This window comes from Leifsonia sp. Root112D2, from assembly GCF_001424905.1.
In the GTDB taxonomy this organism is placed as follows: Bacteria; Actinomycetota; Actinomycetes; order Actinomycetales; family Microbacteriaceae; genus Root112D2.
The window spans coordinates 131,172-146,822 of record NZ_LMCU01000001.1 but is presented as its reverse complement, the minus strand read 5'-3'; the positions used below and the strand labels follow the sequence as shown (position 1 = coordinate 146,822).

Below are 15,651 nucleotides of genomic sequence, written 5' to 3'. Positions count from 1 at the left end.
CCCGTCTGCCCGTCTAGGGACGGGCAGGTTTGAGCGGCCTAGTGGCCGGCCTTCGCCGACGCGTGTGCGTCGACACCCACCGAAATCGGGGCGGTCGGTGCCACGGTCTCGACGGAGGATGTGGCGGAGGATTTGGCGTGTGCCCACGCGGAGATCTCCTTGCCCGTGAGGTTGCCCTTCACGGTGGAAGCCTCCTTCGACGCGATGCTCGGGGGCACCGGGGTGGCCGTGTTGCTCGACGAAGCCGTGCCCTGGGCGCTCTTCGAGTTCGCCGTGGCGTCAGCCGTGGCATCCGCTGAGGCACCCGGAACGGTGGTCGGTGCGGCGGTCGGAATCGCCGTGGGCGTGCCGAAAATACCCTTCGCGTGCTCGTTGGCGTGCTTCTTCGCCGTATCGCTCGCGTGGTCGGCCGCCGGGCCGACGCCGCTGGTCTGCAGTACCTGACCCGGGGCATCCGCGACGGAAAGTGAACCCGTGGCCGCGTAGGCGCCGCCGGTTGCCAGTGCGACGCCGAGGATGCTCGCCGCGGAAGTCACGATGATCTTGGTAGATATCTTCATTACGTTTCGACTCTCATTCCCGCAGGGGTAGTTGCTCCCTGCTGCGTCTACTCTCGTCAGCGCAGATGAGGCGACGACGAGACGCAGATGAGAGAGTCCTTATCAACCGTGGTAGCTCAGCCGAGCGCGGCCCGGGCCTTCAGCGGCTCCCACCAGGCGCGATTGTCCCGATACCACTGCACGACGTCGGCGAGCCCCTGCTCGAACGGCACCTGCGGCGCATAGCCCAGCTCGGCGCTGATCTTGGAGATGTCCACGGAATAGCGCAGGTCGTGACCGAGCCGGTCGGCAACCCGGTCGACGTACGACCAGTCCTTGCCCGTGGCATCCAGCAGCAGCTGGGTGAGTTCTTTGTTCGTCAGCTCGGTGCCGCCGCCGATGTTGTAGATCTCGCCGGCGCGACCGCCCACCAGCACCAGAGCGATGCCCCGGCAGTGGTCGTCGACGTGCAGCCAGTCGCGAATGTTGTTGCCCTCGCCGTAGAGGGGCACGTGCCTGTCGTCGATGAGATTGGTGACGAACAGCGGGATGACTTTCTCGGGGAAGTGGTACGGGCCGTAGTTGTTGGAGCAGCGCGTGATCGAGACGTTGAGCCCGTGCGTGCGGTGATAACTGCGGGCGAGCAGATCGCTGCCTGCTTTGGACGCCGAATACGGCGAGTTCGGCTCGAGCGGGCGGTCCTCGGCCCACGAGCCCTCGGCGATGGACCCGTACACCTCGTCGGTGGAGACGTGCACGAAGCGCGCCAGGTTGCTGCGCAGCGCGGCGTCCAGCAGCTGCTGCGTGCCGAGCACGTTGGTCTCTACGAATACGGATGCGTCGCGCACCGAGCGGTCGACGTGCGATTCCGCCGCGAAATGCACCACCGCATCCACCTCGGGGAAGAGCCGGTCGAGCAGGGCGCCGTCGCGGATGTCACCCTTCACGAAGCTGTACCGGGGCGAATCCGCCACTGGGGCGAGATTCTCGAGATTGCCCGAATAGGTGAGCGCATCGAGCACCACGACCTCGGCGCCGTCGAGGCCGGGGTAGGCATCCTGCAGCGTGCGCCGCACAAAGTTGGAGCCGATGAAACCGGCGCCGCCGGTGACGAGAATCTTCATTTCGGGTGCTGACCATTCCTCAGGAGCGTATGCCCCGCGAGTCTACCGGGACTCGTAAATGGTCGGCATCGGCGATCGCGTTACTCCGTTACTTCAGGCTTTCGCACGCGATGCGATCGCCGTCGGAATCCAAGCGGGCAATGTCGCCGTAATACGGGAAATACGTGTTGAACCACGACTGCGCCGCTGCCTGGTTGGGGAAGTCGCTGCAGTTCTTGTCGCCCGGCTTGGTCGGCTTGACGGGAGGCGGCGTCGGCTTGACCGGGGGTTTGGGCACGGCGCAGGGGGTGAGGCTCGCCACGCCGGCTCCCAGAGCACCGGTGCCGCCGAGGAGGACCCGGCTGGATGTTCCGCGTGCATTGAGATCGGCTATCACATCGGCGGGAACGCACGTTGCGGGAACGACATACAGCGGGGCGCCGTTGCGGCCGGCGAGCGCTGCACCCGCGAGCGCGTCGGCGAAGTTCGTTCCCACCGCGAAGTAGACGGTCGACGCGGTCGCGAACGCTGTGCGATTGATCGCGCTCGACGTTGTGTACCTGTCTGCTCCGGCTAGACGCGAGACAGAGGTCACCCCTGACGCCGCGCGAAGCGAGCTCTCCACGCGTGCGGAGACGGCACCCGTGCCACCGGCGATGCGCACGCTCGAGACTCCGAGCTGCTTCATCAGCGTGGTGGTTGCCGCTCCCGCCGCGGTTCCTGTGCCTGCCACCAGCATCACGGGTGAACCGCTGCTAGCGGCCGCAGCCGAGGCGCTGAGAGCATCCGGAAAATTGCTGCCCGTCGCGACGTACGCCATTCGTGCGCTACCGGCCGAAAAGGCCGCTCGATTGATGGTCTGTGATGTCGCGTAGCGATCTGCCCCCGAGTCGCGCCGAATCGACGCCGTGAGTTTCGAAAGTTGGGAGTAGACGGACGCCGATACGGCACCGGTTCCGCCGACAACAATGATTTTCTGCGGGGATAGCCGCTTGATCTCGGTTATCACAGTGTCGGGAAGCTTCGTCGGGGCGGTCAGGAGGAGCGGACCGCCCTGGAGCGCGGCAGCGGGTGCTGCGCTGAGAGCATCCGGAAAGTTGGCACCTGTTGCGATGTACACGACGGGCACCCCTGCCGGGTACTGGCGGGAGATGCTCACGGCCGTCGCATAACGATCCGCCCCGGAGAGCCGCTGTACCGACGGTGCTGCGACCACAGCGCTCACGGATGCACGCGTCGGAGTAGCGACCGTCGCACTGCCACAGGAGTGGGCGAGAAGGGAGTTGAGTTTGGCGCGTTCGGTGGTGTCGACGCTCAGGTGCCAGCGGTACTTCACGAGCACCCAGTCGGTCGCGTATCTGCACCACGTGCTGCTCAATGGCGGGAGCCATGTGGCGGGATCGGAATCGCTCTTGGACTGGTTGACGTTGTCGGTGACGGCAACGAGGCTCAGCGGAAAGTCGAGATCGTTGGCATACGCCTGTCGCTGGGCGGCGGTCCAACCGTATGCACCGGACTTCCAGGCCTCGCTCAGCGGAACAAAATGGTCGATATCCACGTCGGATGCTGCCGTCCAGGTCGCACCGTCGTACCACGAGTCCCAACGTCCGCTGGTGACGGTGCAACTCGACGTGCGCACGACCGGCGTCGTCGACTGGCGAATGAGAACCTCGCCGCGAGTGTCGCATCCGTTGTTGTCAGCATCAACCCAGTGCACGAACTGGGTGCGGGAATATGGCACGGTGCTGGGTGCTGCCGTGGTCAGTTCGGCGAGCAACTGTGCGGCCGTCGTTTCGATGGGAGAGGCTGATGCGCCCTCCACCGGAGCCAGAGCGAGGGCCGACAGTATCAGCGCAGGGGCGATCACAAGGGAAGTCAGCGTGCGCACGGGTACCTCTCGAAGCGGGTATGAGGAGCACTTCGAAACTATTGCCTACCTGGCTAGTGCGTCTCGCCCCAATGGTGGTGACACAGGTGGCGGAGGACTTGGTGAGGCTCCGCTGATGAGGCCGTTCGCCGGGCCGATAGACTGCCTCGCGTGCAGATCCGTGAATTGTCCGTGCCCGACGCCTGGGAAATCACGCCGCAGCAGCACTCCGACGATCGCGGCGTGTTTCTCGAGTGGTACCGCTTCGATCGGCTCGAGGAGACGGTCGGGCATGCGTTGAATCTGCGACAGGCGAACACCTCGGTGTCGCGGCGGGGCTCCGTGCGCGGCATCCACTTTGCTGACATCCCGCCCGGCCAGGCCAAGTACGTGACAGCCCCGCGCGGCGCCGTGCTCGACTACGTGGTCGACATTCGTGTCGGCTCGCCGACCTTCGGCCAGTGGGACAGCGTGCTGCTCGACGACGTCGACCGCCGCGCGATCTACCTGGCCGAGGGGCTTGGACACTGCTTCGTCGCGCTCACCGACGACGCCACGGTGAGCTACCTCGTGACGGATGTTTACAACCCGGGCCGCGAGCACGGCATCAACCCGCTCGACCCCGATATCGCGCTGCGGTTCCCACCGGAGGCGGGCGAACTGCTGCTGTCGCCGAAGGACACGGATGCTCCGGGCCTGGCCGCCGCCGCGGCATCCGGTCTGCTGCCCACCTGGGAAGACACCCGAGCCTTTTACGCCACACTCACGAACGACGAGCGGAGCTAGGCATGCGCGGAATCATTCTGGCGGGCGGATCGGGATCCCGGCTCTGGCCCATCACGCGGGGGATCAGCAAGCAGCTGATGCCGATCTACGACAAGCCCATGATCTACTACCCGCTGTCGACGCTCATGATGGCGGGCATCACCGAGATTCTGGTGATCACGACACCCGAGTACAACGAGCAGTTTCGGGCGCTTCTCGGCGACGGTTCCGAACTCGGCATCCGGCTCGAGTATGCCGTGCAGCCTTCGCCAGACGGGCTGGCCCAGGCCTTCGTCATCGGTGAGGAGTTCATCGGCGACGAGAGCGTGGCACTCGTGCTCGGTGACAACATCTTTCACGGTTCCGGTCTCGGAACCGCGCTGCAGAATCATCAGAACATCGATGGCGCGCTCGTCTTCGCCTACCACGTGAGCAACCCCGAGGCGTATGGCGTGGTCGAGTTCGATGGCAATCGCCGGGCGATCTCGATCGAGGAGAAGCCAACCGCTCCCAAGAGCAATTACGTGGTGCCCGGCCTCTACTTCTATGACAACGAGGTTGTGCAGATCGCGAAGTCGATCACGCCGAGCGAGCGCGGCGAACTCGAGATCACCACGGTGAACCAGCATTATCTCGACGCGAATCGTCTGCAGGTTCAGGTGCTCGAGCGCGGCACGGCCTGGCTCGACACCGGAACCTTCGAATCGATGATGCAGGCCAGCGACTACGTTCGTGTCATCGAAGACCGCCAGGGTTTCAAGATCGGCTGCATCGAGGAGGTGGCGTGGCGTTCCGGCTGGATCGACGACGCCCAGCTGCAGGCTCTCGCCTCACCGCTCGCGAAGAGCGGATACGGCCGCTACCTGGAGGGGTTGCTCTCTGGCTGAGCGGATCACCGGTGCAGTAGGGGATAATTTGCGGATGCCCCCTCTTACCTCCACGCCCTCGGTCGTGGCCGTCGTGGTCGCATACAATCGCCGGGATCTATTGGCCGAGGTTCTCGAAGCATTGGCGGCGCAGAGCGTTCCCGTCACGCGAGTCGTGGTCGTCGACAATGCGTCGTCGGACGGTTCCGGGGATGTTGCGCGCGCATCCGGCGAGCTGATCGATCTGGTCACGCTCGAGCGCAACACGGGCGGTGCAGGCGGTTTCGCTGCGGGCTTCGCCCGGGCGCTGGTGCAGCATGAGCCCGACTGGATCTGGGCGATGGACGACGACACGGTGCCCACGCCAACGGCGCTTCAGGAGTTGCTCGTCGCCGTCGACGGCACCGACCTCGCGGTCGCGGGATCCCGCGTCATCTGGACCGACGGTCAGGATCACCCCATGAACACCCCGCGAGAGAAGCCGTTCGTTTCGAAGCGCGAGAGGGCTGCTGCCGCCGAGCGCGGTAATCTCGCCGTGCGCAGTACCTCTTTCGTCTCCATCTTCATGCGAGCGGATGCCGTGCGTGCGGCCGGACTGCCCGTCGCCGACTACTTCATCTGGAACGACGACTTCGAATACTCCACTCGTCTGTTGCGACGTCGGCGCGGCGTCTTCGTGCCGTCGAGCGTCGTCGTTCACAAGACCAGGGTGCTCGGCTCCACCGACACCGATCCCGGCCCGCGCTTCTACTTCGAAGTGCGCAACAAGCTCTGGATGCTGCGCGCCTCACGCAGTCTCGGTGCGGGGGAGAAGCTGCTCTATGGCGGTTCGAGCGTGCTGCGCTGGCTGCGCACGGTGCGGCGCTCTGACGACCGCGCCGTGCTGCGCGACGGATTCCGGCGGGGCTGGCGAGAAGGCTGGCGCACTCGTCCCCGCGCGAACGTCGAGTCGCTGGCCGGGCTCGGCGCCACGAGCGACGAGGTGCGGGAGATAGAGGGGGCCCGTGGCTGACACCCCGTTTTCCCTTCTGCTCCCGGTTTACCGGGGCGACACCGCGCCGCACTTCGGCAAGGCCTTCGCGAGCAGCGTGTTCGACCAGACACTGCGACCCAGCCAAGTCGTCGTGGTACAGGACGGCCCGATCGACGACGAACTTGACGCGGAGATCGAGCGCGCCATTGCTTCCAGTCCGGTTGCTGTCGACCGCGTGGTGCTCGAGACGAACAGCGGCCTCGCCGTCGCGCTCACCGCAGGCCTGGCGCGCTGCGAGCACGAGATCGTGGCGCGCATCGACGCCGACGACATCTCGCTGCCCGATCGATTCGCCCGGCAGGTGCCGCTCGTGGTTGGCGGGCTCGATCTCCTAGGCAGCGGCATGCTCGAGTTTCAGGATGAGATCGGAACCATCGTCGGCCGGCGGGTTCCGCACACGGGGCAGCCGGTAATCGAGCACTACGCGCGCTTTCACGACCCCTTCAGCCACCCGACGGTGGTGTACCGCAAGTCGGCCGTGGAGAAGGCCGGCGGCTACCAGCAGCTTGGCCTCATGGAGGACTACTGGCTTTTCGCTCGGATGCTCGCCTCGGGCGCGCGCGTCGACAACGTCGCGGACCCCCTCGTCATGTATCGCGTGGGGGAGGGCGCATACGCCCGCCGCGGTGGACGCGCGCAGTGGCGCAGCGAGCTGCAACTGCAGAAGGCGTTGCGTCGCATCCGCTTCACGAGCCGCGCGCAGTACCTGCGCAATGTGACGGTGCGCGGGCTGTACCGCTTTGTTCCCGAGGGGCTGCGTCGCATCGCGTACCGCCGTTTCATTGCGCGTGGCGGGCGCCAGCGCTGACGTCGTGGCCCCAAAACGGGGGTAATCTGCCGTGTGTGTGGGCGCAGTCCGTGACCGGCTCCCGGGGCGGGGTTAGGCTCACCGTGGTCGGGCACCTGCCGTGTCGGACCGAATGGTTGCTTGTCCGACATCAAGCGGCTGCACGAGCGTGAACTCCATTGGGGGCGCCATTTCTATGCGCTATGTATCTCGTATTGCTCTTGCCTCGGCGACGGCTCTCGCATTGTTTGCCGGGCTGTTCGTCGGCGTTGCTGCACCCGCCTTCGCCACCGGATCTGACGGCTCAGGCACCGATTCCAGCCCGTCACTCGCACAGATGAATGCCGCACACAATCACAGCATGGGCTCCACGATTCCTCGGGAGACGGCGGTCGCGCCGTCGCCGCGGATGGCGCCACGCAGCCTGGTCGCCACGTCGAATGCCGTACCTTCCGGCGTGCCCGGTCTCGACGTGAGCTCCTGGCAGCAGAGCGTCGACTGGAAAGACGTGTGGAACAAGGGTGCGCGTTTCGCCTACATCAAAGCTACCGAGAGCACCGGTTACCGCAGCAGCACGTTCTCGTCGCAATACACCGACTCGTACAACGTCGGCATGATTCGGGGGGCCTACCACTTCGCGGTGCCGAGCGATTCTTCCGGTGCTGTTCAAGCCAACTTCTTTGTCAACAACGGTGGTGGCTGGAAGGCCGATGGGCGCACGCTGCCCCCGATGCTCGATATCGAGTACAACCCGTATGGAGCGACCTGTTACGGCCTGAGCACACAGCAGATGATCCAATGGATCGCGGACTTCTCCAACACCGTGCTCTCCCGTACGGGCCGAACGCCCACCATCTACACGACGACCGATTGGTGGACGAAGTGCACCGGCAACAGCACCGGCTTCGCCAACAATCCCCTGTTCATCGCCCGCTACCCGAACAACATCGCCGACGGTGCGGGCACGCTGCCCGCCAGTTGGACGCGCTACACGATGTGGCAATACACAAGCGCGGGTATTTATCCCGGTGATTCGGATGTCTTCAACGGCTCGCTGAGTACCCTGCAGTCCTTCGCGCGCGGCACGACAGGATCTACGGTCACGAATCCGCTCGACATGCCGATCTTCGGCGTCGGCGATCTCAATGGCGATAAGAAGCCCGACATTATTGCCCGCAGGCCCGATGGCACGCTGTGGTTCTATCCGGGCACGGGAAGCGTCGGCGGAACCAGCGAGGGCTACGGCGCTGCGGTGAAGATCGGCGCCGGGTGGAATATCTATGACGCCATCGTCGGCGTCGGCGACTTCAACGGCGACAAGAGAAACGACCTGATCGCCCGCAAGCCTGACGGCACGCTGTGGTTCTATCCGGGCACGGGGAGCGTCGCGAGCACGGGAGCGGCATTCGGTGCCGTCGTGAAGATCGGTAACAGCGGCTGGGGCGCCTATACCCAACTCATTCCATCCGGCGACTTCAATGGAGATGGCAAGCCAGACCTGCTTGCGCGCAGGCTCGATGGCACGTTGTGGTACTACGAGGGCACAGGAGTCGTCAACGCGAGTAACGACGGGTATTTGGCCGCACAGAAAATCGGCGATGGCAGTTGGAATAACTTCAATCAAGTTCTCGGCATCGGCGATCTCAACCGGGACGGCAAGCCAGACCTCATTGGCGTTCTTCCCGATGACAAGCTGCTCTATTACCAGGGCACCGGTGGCGGTGGCGGCGGCTACTATTTGCCGGCGATCGCGATCAATTCGTCGGGACTGACGGCATCCGATCTCTTGTTGGCCCCCGGAGACATGAATTCCGATGGCTTCCCCGATCTGATGGCGCGATCTCTTGACGGCACGCTGAAGTTCATTGCTGGAACCAGGACACCGCAGGAGGGGTACAAGCCGGCGCTGAAGATCGGCAATGGCGGCTGGAACGCGTACACGGCTGTCGTGGACACCGGAGATTTCAATGGCGACGCGAGCGCCGATCTGCTTGCCAGACGAGCAGACGGTTCTCTGTGGTACTACAACGGAACCGGCAAGACCACGGGAGCGAGCGCGTGGTATAGGCCTGCTCTCAAGGTGGGTAACGGCGGCTGGAACGCCTATACGAGCATCATTGGCACGCGGGATTTCAATGGCGACGGCACAAACGACCTCATCGCGGTACGCAGCGACGGCACACTGTGGTTCTATGCAGGCACCGGAAAGCCGAGTTCGACGAGCGAGGGCTACAAGCCGGCGCTGAAGATCGGCAACGGCGGCTGGAACGCGTACAGTCACATCATCGCCGGCGACTTCAACGGCGACGGCAAGCCCGACCTGCTGGCGACCAACACGAACGGCACCCTCTGGTTCTATGCGGGCACACAAACCTCCACTGGCGTGAACGCGTGGTACACCAAAGCCGCCAAAGTGGGCAACGGTGGATGGTCGGCCTACGACAAGCTCATCAGCACGGGTGATCTTAATAAGGACGGGAAGCCGGACTTTCTCGCCACACGTCCCGATGGCACCCTGTGGTTCTATGCGGGAACGGGGAAGGCCAGCAGCACGAGTGGCGGCTATGCACCCGCGGTGCGCATCGGCAGCGGCTGGAATGCATACAGCAGCATCGTGGGTGTCGGCGACTGGAACGGCGACTCGATAGCTGATCTGCTCGGGGTTCGCAATGACGGCACGCTGTGGTTCTATGCCGACACAGGATCCACGGGCGGACCCGAGGCCGGCTTCTACACCGCAACTCTGATCGGCCACGGCTGGAACATTTACGGTTAGGCCGAACGGGGGAGGCGGCGTCCCTTTCGTCACACCCGTAACTCGCGTACCATGGCCGGAGCGCTCGGATGCGCGGTTTACATGATCGACGGGGCGGTTTGCGGGTAATGCGGCATTGGGGTAGAAGGCTGCTGGCGGCGAGTGTAGTGACTCTTCTTGCCGTGACCGGGCTCGTCGCGATCCAGTCGACCATTGCCCCGGTGCCACAGGCGAGCGCTGCGAATGCGGCGGACTTCGACCCGGGCGACATCATCAGCGATGCCGTCTTCTACAACAGCGGCACGATGTCGGTGGCCAGCATCCAGGCTTTCCTCAACTCGAAAGTGCCGAACTGCACGACTGGATACACCTGTCTGAAGGATTTCCGGCAGTCCACATTCTCGCGGGCCGCCGACTCACAATGCGCCGCCTACGCGGGGGCAAGCAACGAATCGGCCGCGTCGATCATTTACAAGGTGTCGACCGCGTGTGGCATCAACCCCCAAGTCATTGTGACTACGCTTCAAAAGGAACAGGGGCTCGTCACTAACGTCTATCCCTCCGGTTGGCGATACGACACGGCAATGGGATATGCGTGCCCGGATACTCCCGCCGGATGCGACGCGAAATACTACGGCTTCTACAATCAGGTCTATATGGCGGCCTGGCAGTTCAAGGTGTACCAGCGTTACCCGACGTCGTTCAATTACGTCGCCGGAAACTGGAAGGCGATTCAATACACGCCGTACAACAACTGCGGCGCGCCATCGGTGTATATCCGCAACCAGGCAACCGCCGGGCTGTACAACTACACGCCCTATCAGCCGAACGCTGCCGCGCTGAAGAACCTCTACGGAGTCGGCGACAGCTGTTCCTCCTACGGCAACCGCAACTTCTGGGTGTACTTCACCGACTGGTTCGGATCCACGCACTACACGACTGCCGCCCAGTTGAGCGCGCTGTGGACCCAGACCGGTGGCGCCACCGGCTCCCTGGGGTACCCGACGAACTACCCGGCAAACTATGCAGACGGCGGAGTCGGCCAGGAATTCCAGAGGGGGTGGGCGTACTGGAGTCGGGCCACGGGGGCCTTCATGACATCCGGCTCCATCGGCCGCTCATTCCTCGCACTCTATGGAACTCCGACCGCGATGGGGTATCCGATCGCGGCGCAGAAGGTGCAACCGGGTGGGGCCGTAAGCCAGCAATTCCAGCAGGGCTCGCTCTACACGACCCCGGCCGGAAAGATTCATCGTGTCGCGAACATCCTGCTCGGCCCGTATCTCACCGAGGGCGGCCCGGCCGGGTGGCTCGGCTTTCCCACTGACAGCACCAAGGGCGCCATCAACGGCGGGTACATGGAGCCCTTCGACAACGGGCGCATCTATCGCACTGGCGACACGGGCCCGGTGGCAATACCGTCCGCGGTTGTGGCTGCCTATGACAGCGTCGGCGGCCCGGGGGGCAAGCTCGGCTATCCGATCGTCGCGAAGTCGACGGCGAAAGACGGCACGAACAGCGTGCAGTTCGAAAACGGCACGATTTCCTGGTCTGCATCGAAGGCCGCGGCGGTGACGATGCGACCGAACCCCAAACTCGTCAGGGTCTCGGGCGCGGACCGCTATGCGACCGCCGTGGCGGTTTCGAGAACCGCCTTCCCCGGCACGGCGCCCGTGGTCTTTGTTGCAACCGGCGAGACCTACCCGGATGCCTTGGCTGCCGCTCCCGTGGCCGCCAAGCTGGGTGGTCCGCTTCTTCTCACCCCGTCAACCGTCCTTTCCAGCGCGGTCAGTGCCGAGATCAGCCGACTCAAGCCCGCGAAGATCGTCGTTGTGGGTGGAACAGGGGCGGTGTCGGATGCGGTCGTGGCCAAACTCAAGGTGCTGGCACCCACCGTGCGGCTCGGCGGCGTTGACCGCTTCGACACCGCGCTCAAGGTGACCAAATACGTGTTCGGCTCGGCTTCCACCGTCTTCCTGGCAACAGGCATGGATTATCCGGATGCGCTCTCTGCCTCGGCCGTGGCGGCCGCACGGGGCAATCCGGTTCTGCTCGTCGACGGTACCGCCGCGTCAATGCCATCGGCCACGGCGAGCTACCTTGCGTCATTGCACCCGAGCAAGACCTATGTGCTCGGCGGCACCAGCGTGGTGAGCCCGGGAATCATGACCCAAGCGGGCACGATCAGTTCCGTTACCCGGTATGCGGGGGTCGACCGCTATGACACCAACCAGCTCGTCAACCGGGCGCTGCTGCCCACCGCGAGTCAGGCGTTTCTCGCCGGAGGCGCCGACTTCCCCGATGCCCTCACCGGGTCGGTGTTGAGCGGCGTGCGCGCCGCGCCGCTCTACCTGACCCCGCAGACGTGCATTCCCCGCCGGTCATGGATCGGAATCAGCTCTGCTGGTGCCGGAACGCTCTACCTCGTCGGCGGTGCGGGCGTGCTGGGCAGCGGCATCGTGGCGCTCACCCGTTGTAGCTGACGACCTGGTGAAGTGGCGCGGGCAGCCGAGTGTCATCAGGCATGCGCACAGGGGCGCCCGGTAGGCTGTCGCGCGTGTCAATTCTTGTCACCGGCGGGGCCGGATACATCGGTTCGCACGTGGTGAGGCTGCTGGTCGATCGCGGTGACGAGGTCGTCGTCGTCGACGACCTGAGTTCGGGCCGCGCCGATCGAATCGCGCCGGCGCCCATCGTCGAAATCGACCTTGCCGCCGACTCCGCAGCGGATGCGCTCTCCGCCCTGGTGGCGGAGCATTCCGTCACCGCCGTCATCCACCTCGCAGCCCGCAAGCAGGCGGGGGAGTCGGTCGCGAAACCTGCGCGGTATTTTCGCGAGAACGTCGGCGGCCTGGCCAACCTGCTGCTGGCTATCGAGGGGACCGCCGTCAACCGATTTGTGTTCTCCTCGTCAGCCGCGGTGTACGGCAGCCCCGACGTCGAGCTCGTCTCAGAAGAGGTCGTGCCGCGACCGATCAACCCGTACGGCGAGTCCAAACTGGCTGGGGAATGGCTCGTGCGCGATGCGGCGCGAGCCCTCGGCCTGCGTGAGGTGAGTCTGCGGTATTTCAATGTTGCCGGGGCAGGCACCCCGCAGCTCGGCGACTCCGTTCCGCTCAATCTGCTCACGCTCGCCATCGACGCGCTCTCCCGTGGAAAAGCACCGACCGTCTTCGGCGACGATTATCCGACCCCGGACGGCACGGGAGTGCGGGACTATGTGCACGTTGCCGACCTCGCCGAGGCGCACCTGGCCGCACTCGATGCACTGGCGGCGGGGCCGTTGCAGAACGACGTCTTCAATGTCGGTACAGGGCGGGGGGCGAGCGTGCGCGAGGTGCTCGCGGAGCTGTCACGGGCATCCGGCGTCACCATCGAGCCGCGCATCGCGGGCCGCCGTGAGGGCGACCCGGCAACCGTCATTGCTGATGCGTCGAGAATCAACGGCGAACTGGGCTGGAAGGCACGATATTCTCTTTCGCACATGGTCGAGTCGGCTTGGGGTGCGCATCGTGCCGAGGCAGATGCATCCACACCCCCTGAATCCCGTTAAGGCTCGCTGCGAATGAACTGGCTCTCCGCCCTGCTGCCCTTCCTTGCCGTCGTGGCGCTGCTTTATCTTCCCGGCCTTGCGCTTGCCGCAGCGGTGGGCGCGCGCCGATTCCTTCTGGTGGCCGTCGCCCCGGCGGCCACGGTGGGCTTCGTGGCGGTCGTGGCCATCGTTTTTCCGCTGATGGGCATCCGTTGGTCGTTGCTGCCGGTGATCCTGGCGACCGTGCTCAGCGCCCTGGTTTTGTGGGCGGTGCGATGGCTGCTGGTGCGGCGCTTGGTTCGAGGCGTGCGATCTGAACCGGTCGTGGGCACCCGGATGCGATCGGCCGGCTGGACCGTTCTGGCCATGGTTCTTGGCGGCATCCTCATCGCGACGCAACTGGTCGTTGCCATCGGACAACCGCAGCACATTTCCCAAACCTTCGACGCGATGTTCCATCTCAACGTGGTGCGGTTCATCGAGGACACCGGCAACGCTTCTTCGTGGCATATCTCCGGCCTCGTGCTGCCCCCGGGAACATCCAGCTTCTATCCGGCGGCCTGGCACGACTTCGTCTCGCTTGCGTCGATCGCCACGGGAGCGGGCATCCCGGTCATCGTGAACCTGAGCAGCATCGCCATCGCCGCGCTCGTCTGGCCGGCCGCGTGTGTACTGCTCATGCGCACGCTGATCCCCGGGAGTCGTGCCGCAATAGTCATCGCGGGCACGGTGAGCGCCGCATTCCCGGCCTTCCCGATGCTCATGCTCAACTACGGCGTGCTGTACCCCTACTTTCTGGCTCTGGCAATGCTGCCGCTCGCTCTCGCGCTGGGCTTCTCGATCGTCGGATTCTCGCGCCCGATGTGGCCCCGACTGATCGAGCGGGCGGTGTTGCTGGCCGCCGTGCTCGCCGCGATCGGACTCGCGCAGCCATCCGTTGTCTTCGCTTGGTTCGCCTTCACCATTCCGCTCATCATCACGCGGGTCATCGCGTTTACACGTGCCCCTGCATCGAAGATGCGCCGCATCGTCAGCTGGGCTCTCGTGGTGGTAGGTCTCGGTGTTTTCGCCGTCGCCTGGGTCGTCATAGGCCGGTTGGGCGACAACACGCCGTGGATCACCTATACGAACATTTTCGGGGCCGCGTTCGAGTCCGTCACCTACTCGGTCAAGGGAACGCCGGTCGCCATTGCGCTGACGGTGTTCACCCTGGTCGGTTTCGTACATCTGGCGCGTGCGCCGGGGCGGCGGTGGGTGCTCGGAACGTGGGCGATCGGCGCGTTCATGTTCGCGGTGGCCGTCGCAATGCCGTCCTGGCGGGTGCGCGCCCTCGTTGTCGGCCTGTTCTACCGCGACCCGCCGCGGCTTGCAGCGCTGCTGATCATGGTCGGTCTGCCGGTGGCCGTCTTCGGCGCCGTCGCAATCTGGAGCTTCGTCGTGAAGCGGGTCTGGCCGTTCCTGACCTCCAGAGTCTCCGCACCAGCAAGACCTGCGGCGGTGTGGATCGGCGTGGTCGCCGCGCTGCTGCTCCTCGTCGTCAGCACGCAGGGGATAGCCATGCGCGCGGCAGTGGTGTCGGCCAACAACACCTATGCGCAGAGGCCGTACTCGCCCCTGCTTTCCACCGACGAGCGCACGCTGATTGATCGCCTTGATACCGAGGTTCCGGCCGACGCCATGATCGTGGGCAATCCGTGGACGGGAACGGCATTCACCTACGCGTTGGCGAACAGGAGAGTGCTCAATCCGCACTTCAGCTCGCTCATCGATACCCGCGCTCCGCTCATCAACCTCAAGCTGAACCAGGCGTTGACCGATCCTACGGTGTGCCCGGCTGTTCGTGCGCTGCACGTCGAATACCTGCTCGACTTCGGCACGTACTCACGGGACGCGGGCAAGACGAACGTGCAGCTCGACAGCACATCCGGCTTCGTCGGCCTGCTGGATGTTGCCAAAGACGGTGTCGCGAAAGAGATCGACAGGCAGGGCGACTCCGTGCTCTACAAGATCACGGCCTGCGCCGACTAGTCCGTCGAATCCTTTGGCGTGTTCGTCGTGCTCGCTGCGGCATCTTCAACCCGGGCCTCGGCGAGTGCCAATTCGCGGGCGAGAGCCGTGAGCTTACGGTTCAGCTGCACATTGCGGCGATACGCCGTTGAGACGTAAATGAGGAACGCGAGCACAAGGGCGTAAAGCAACAGGTCGGTGCCCCGGCCCACCCCGACCAGCTTCGCCACCCAGGAGAGCCATTGTGGAAACAGGATCGAGACAACGGCGATCACGATGAAACCGACCATGAACAGGCGTCGTAGTGCGAGGTGGTTGTCGCCGCCGGAGGGCCGCGCGAGCGCCAGACCAATCACCACGACGGCGATGACGAGAATGATTTGAATCCACATGAGTG

At 64.7% G+C, this 15,651-nt stretch carries 12 protein-coding genes; 8 read left to right on the top strand and 4 right to left on the bottom strand.

Features of this window, described 5'->3' with window-relative positions; genetic code table 11:
• Positions 1–38 precede the first annotated feature (38 nt).
• From ASC63_RS00645 to ASC63_RS16565, 3 genes are all read right to left on the bottom strand, one after another.
• A complete protein-coding gene (locus tag ASC63_RS00645; RefSeq protein ID WP_055808765.1) occupies positions 39–560 on the bottom strand; it encodes a hypothetical protein in 522 nt (173 codons plus the stop codon).
• Positions 561–676: 116 nt separating this feature from the next.
• Positions 677–1,663 carry a dTDP-glucose 4,6-dehydratase gene (rfbB, locus tag ASC63_RS00640; RefSeq protein WP_055808763.1) on the bottom strand — a complete coding sequence of 329 codons (987 nt, stop codon included), beginning with the start codon at positions 1,661–1,663 and terminating at the stop codon, positions 677–679.
• Positions 1,664–1,751: 88 nt separating this feature from the next.
• Entirely contained in the window at positions 1,752–3,530 is a 1,779-nt protein-coding gene (locus ASC63_RS16565; protein ID WP_082486956.1) for a cell wall-binding repeat-containing protein, read from the bottom strand.
• Positions 3,531–3,680: 150 nt separating this feature from the next.
• Between ASC63_RS16565 and ASC63_RS00630 the strand changes: the two genes are divergently transcribed.
• The 8 genes from ASC63_RS00630 (at position 3,681) to ASC63_RS00595 (ending at position 15,275) form a co-directional block, all read left to right on the top strand.
• Positions 3,681–4,295 (top strand): dTDP-4-dehydrorhamnose 3,5-epimerase family protein, encoded by a 615-nt coding sequence (locus tag ASC63_RS00630; RefSeq protein ID WP_055808761.1) that lies wholly within the window; start codon positions 3,681–3,683, stop codon positions 4,293–4,295.
• Positions 4,296–4,297: 2 nt separating this feature from the next.
• Positions 4,298–5,161, top strand: a complete 864-nt coding sequence (gene rfbA / locus ASC63_RS00625; RefSeq protein ID WP_055808759.1) for a glucose-1-phosphate thymidylyltransferase RfbA — start codon at positions 4,298–4,300, stop codon at positions 5,159–5,161.
• A gap of 34 nt (positions 5,162–5,195) precedes the next feature.
• Positions 5,196–6,152 (top strand): glycosyltransferase, encoded by a 957-nt coding sequence (locus tag ASC63_RS00620; RefSeq protein WP_055808757.1) that lies wholly within the window; start codon positions 5,196–5,198, stop codon positions 6,150–6,152.
• On the top strand, positions 6,145–6,981 hold the full coding sequence (locus ASC63_RS00615; protein ID WP_055808755.1) for a glycosyltransferase: 837 nt from the start codon (positions 6,145–6,147) through the stop codon (positions 6,979–6,981). The genes ASC63_RS00620 and ASC63_RS00615 overlap by 8 nt, the downstream gene beginning before the upstream one ends.
• Before the next feature lie 175 nt (positions 6,982–7,156).
• Positions 7,157–9,736 carry a GH25 family lysozyme gene (locus tag ASC63_RS15935; RefSeq protein WP_082486954.1) on the top strand — a complete coding sequence of 860 codons (2,580 nt, stop codon included), beginning with the start codon at positions 7,157–7,159 and terminating at the stop codon, positions 9,734–9,736.
• Positions 9,737–9,882: 146 nt separating this feature from the next.
• Positions 9,883–12,198, top strand: a complete 2,316-nt coding sequence (locus ASC63_RS00605; protein WP_055808753.1) for a cell wall-binding repeat-containing protein — start codon at positions 9,883–9,885, stop codon at positions 12,196–12,198.
• 74 nt (positions 12,199–12,272) lie between these two features.
• Positions 12,273–13,268, top strand: coding sequence for a UDP-glucose 4-epimerase GalE (galE, locus tag ASC63_RS00600; protein ID WP_055814537.1), 996 nt, complete (start codon positions 12,273–12,275; stop codon positions 13,266–13,268).
• Positions 13,269–13,280: 12 nt separating this feature from the next.
• The gene (locus ASC63_RS00595) at positions 13,281–15,275 is read left to right on the top strand and encodes a DUF6541 family protein (protein ID WP_055808751.1); all 1,995 of its coding nucleotides are present in this window, start codon (positions 13,281–13,283) and stop codon (positions 15,273–15,275) included.
• On the opposite strand, the gene ASC63_RS00590 is transcribed toward ASC63_RS00595, so the two are convergent.
• Entirely contained in the window at positions 15,272–15,646 is a 375-nt protein-coding gene (locus tag ASC63_RS00590) for a DUF2304 domain-containing protein (protein WP_055808749.1), read from the bottom strand. The genes ASC63_RS00595 and ASC63_RS00590 overlap by 4 nt on opposite strands.
• Positions 15,647–15,651: the final 5 nt, after the last annotated feature.

Excerpts from the sequence above, each read along its gene's own strand:
- ASC63_RS00620 (WP_055808757.1), top strand. The coding sequence starts at position 5,196 with ATGCCCCCTCTTACCTCCACGCCCTCGGTCGTGGCCGTCGTGGTCGCA.
- ASC63_RS15935 (WP_082486954.1), top strand. The coding sequence starts at position 7,157 with ATGCGCTATGTATCTCGTATTGCTCTTGCCTCGGCGACGGCTCTCGCA.
- ASC63_RS00590 (WP_055808749.1), bottom strand. The coding sequence starts at position 15,646 with ATGTGGATTCAAATCATTCTCGTCATCGCCGTCGTGGTGATTGGTCTG.
- rfbB (WP_055808763.1), bottom strand. The coding sequence starts at position 1,663 with ATGAAGATTCTCGTCACCGGCGGCGCCGGTTTCATCGGCTCCAACTTT.
- ASC63_RS00645 (WP_055808765.1), bottom strand. The coding sequence starts at position 560 with ATGAAGATATCTACCAAGATCATCGTGACTTCCGCGGCGAGCATCCTC.
- ASC63_RS00595 (WP_055808751.1), top strand. The coding sequence starts at position 13,281 with ATGAACTGGCTCTCCGCCCTGCTGCCCTTCCTTGCCGTCGTGGCGCTG.
- rfbA (WP_055808759.1), top strand. The coding sequence starts at position 4,298 with ATGCGCGGAATCATTCTGGCGGGCGGATCGGGATCCCGGCTCTGGCCC.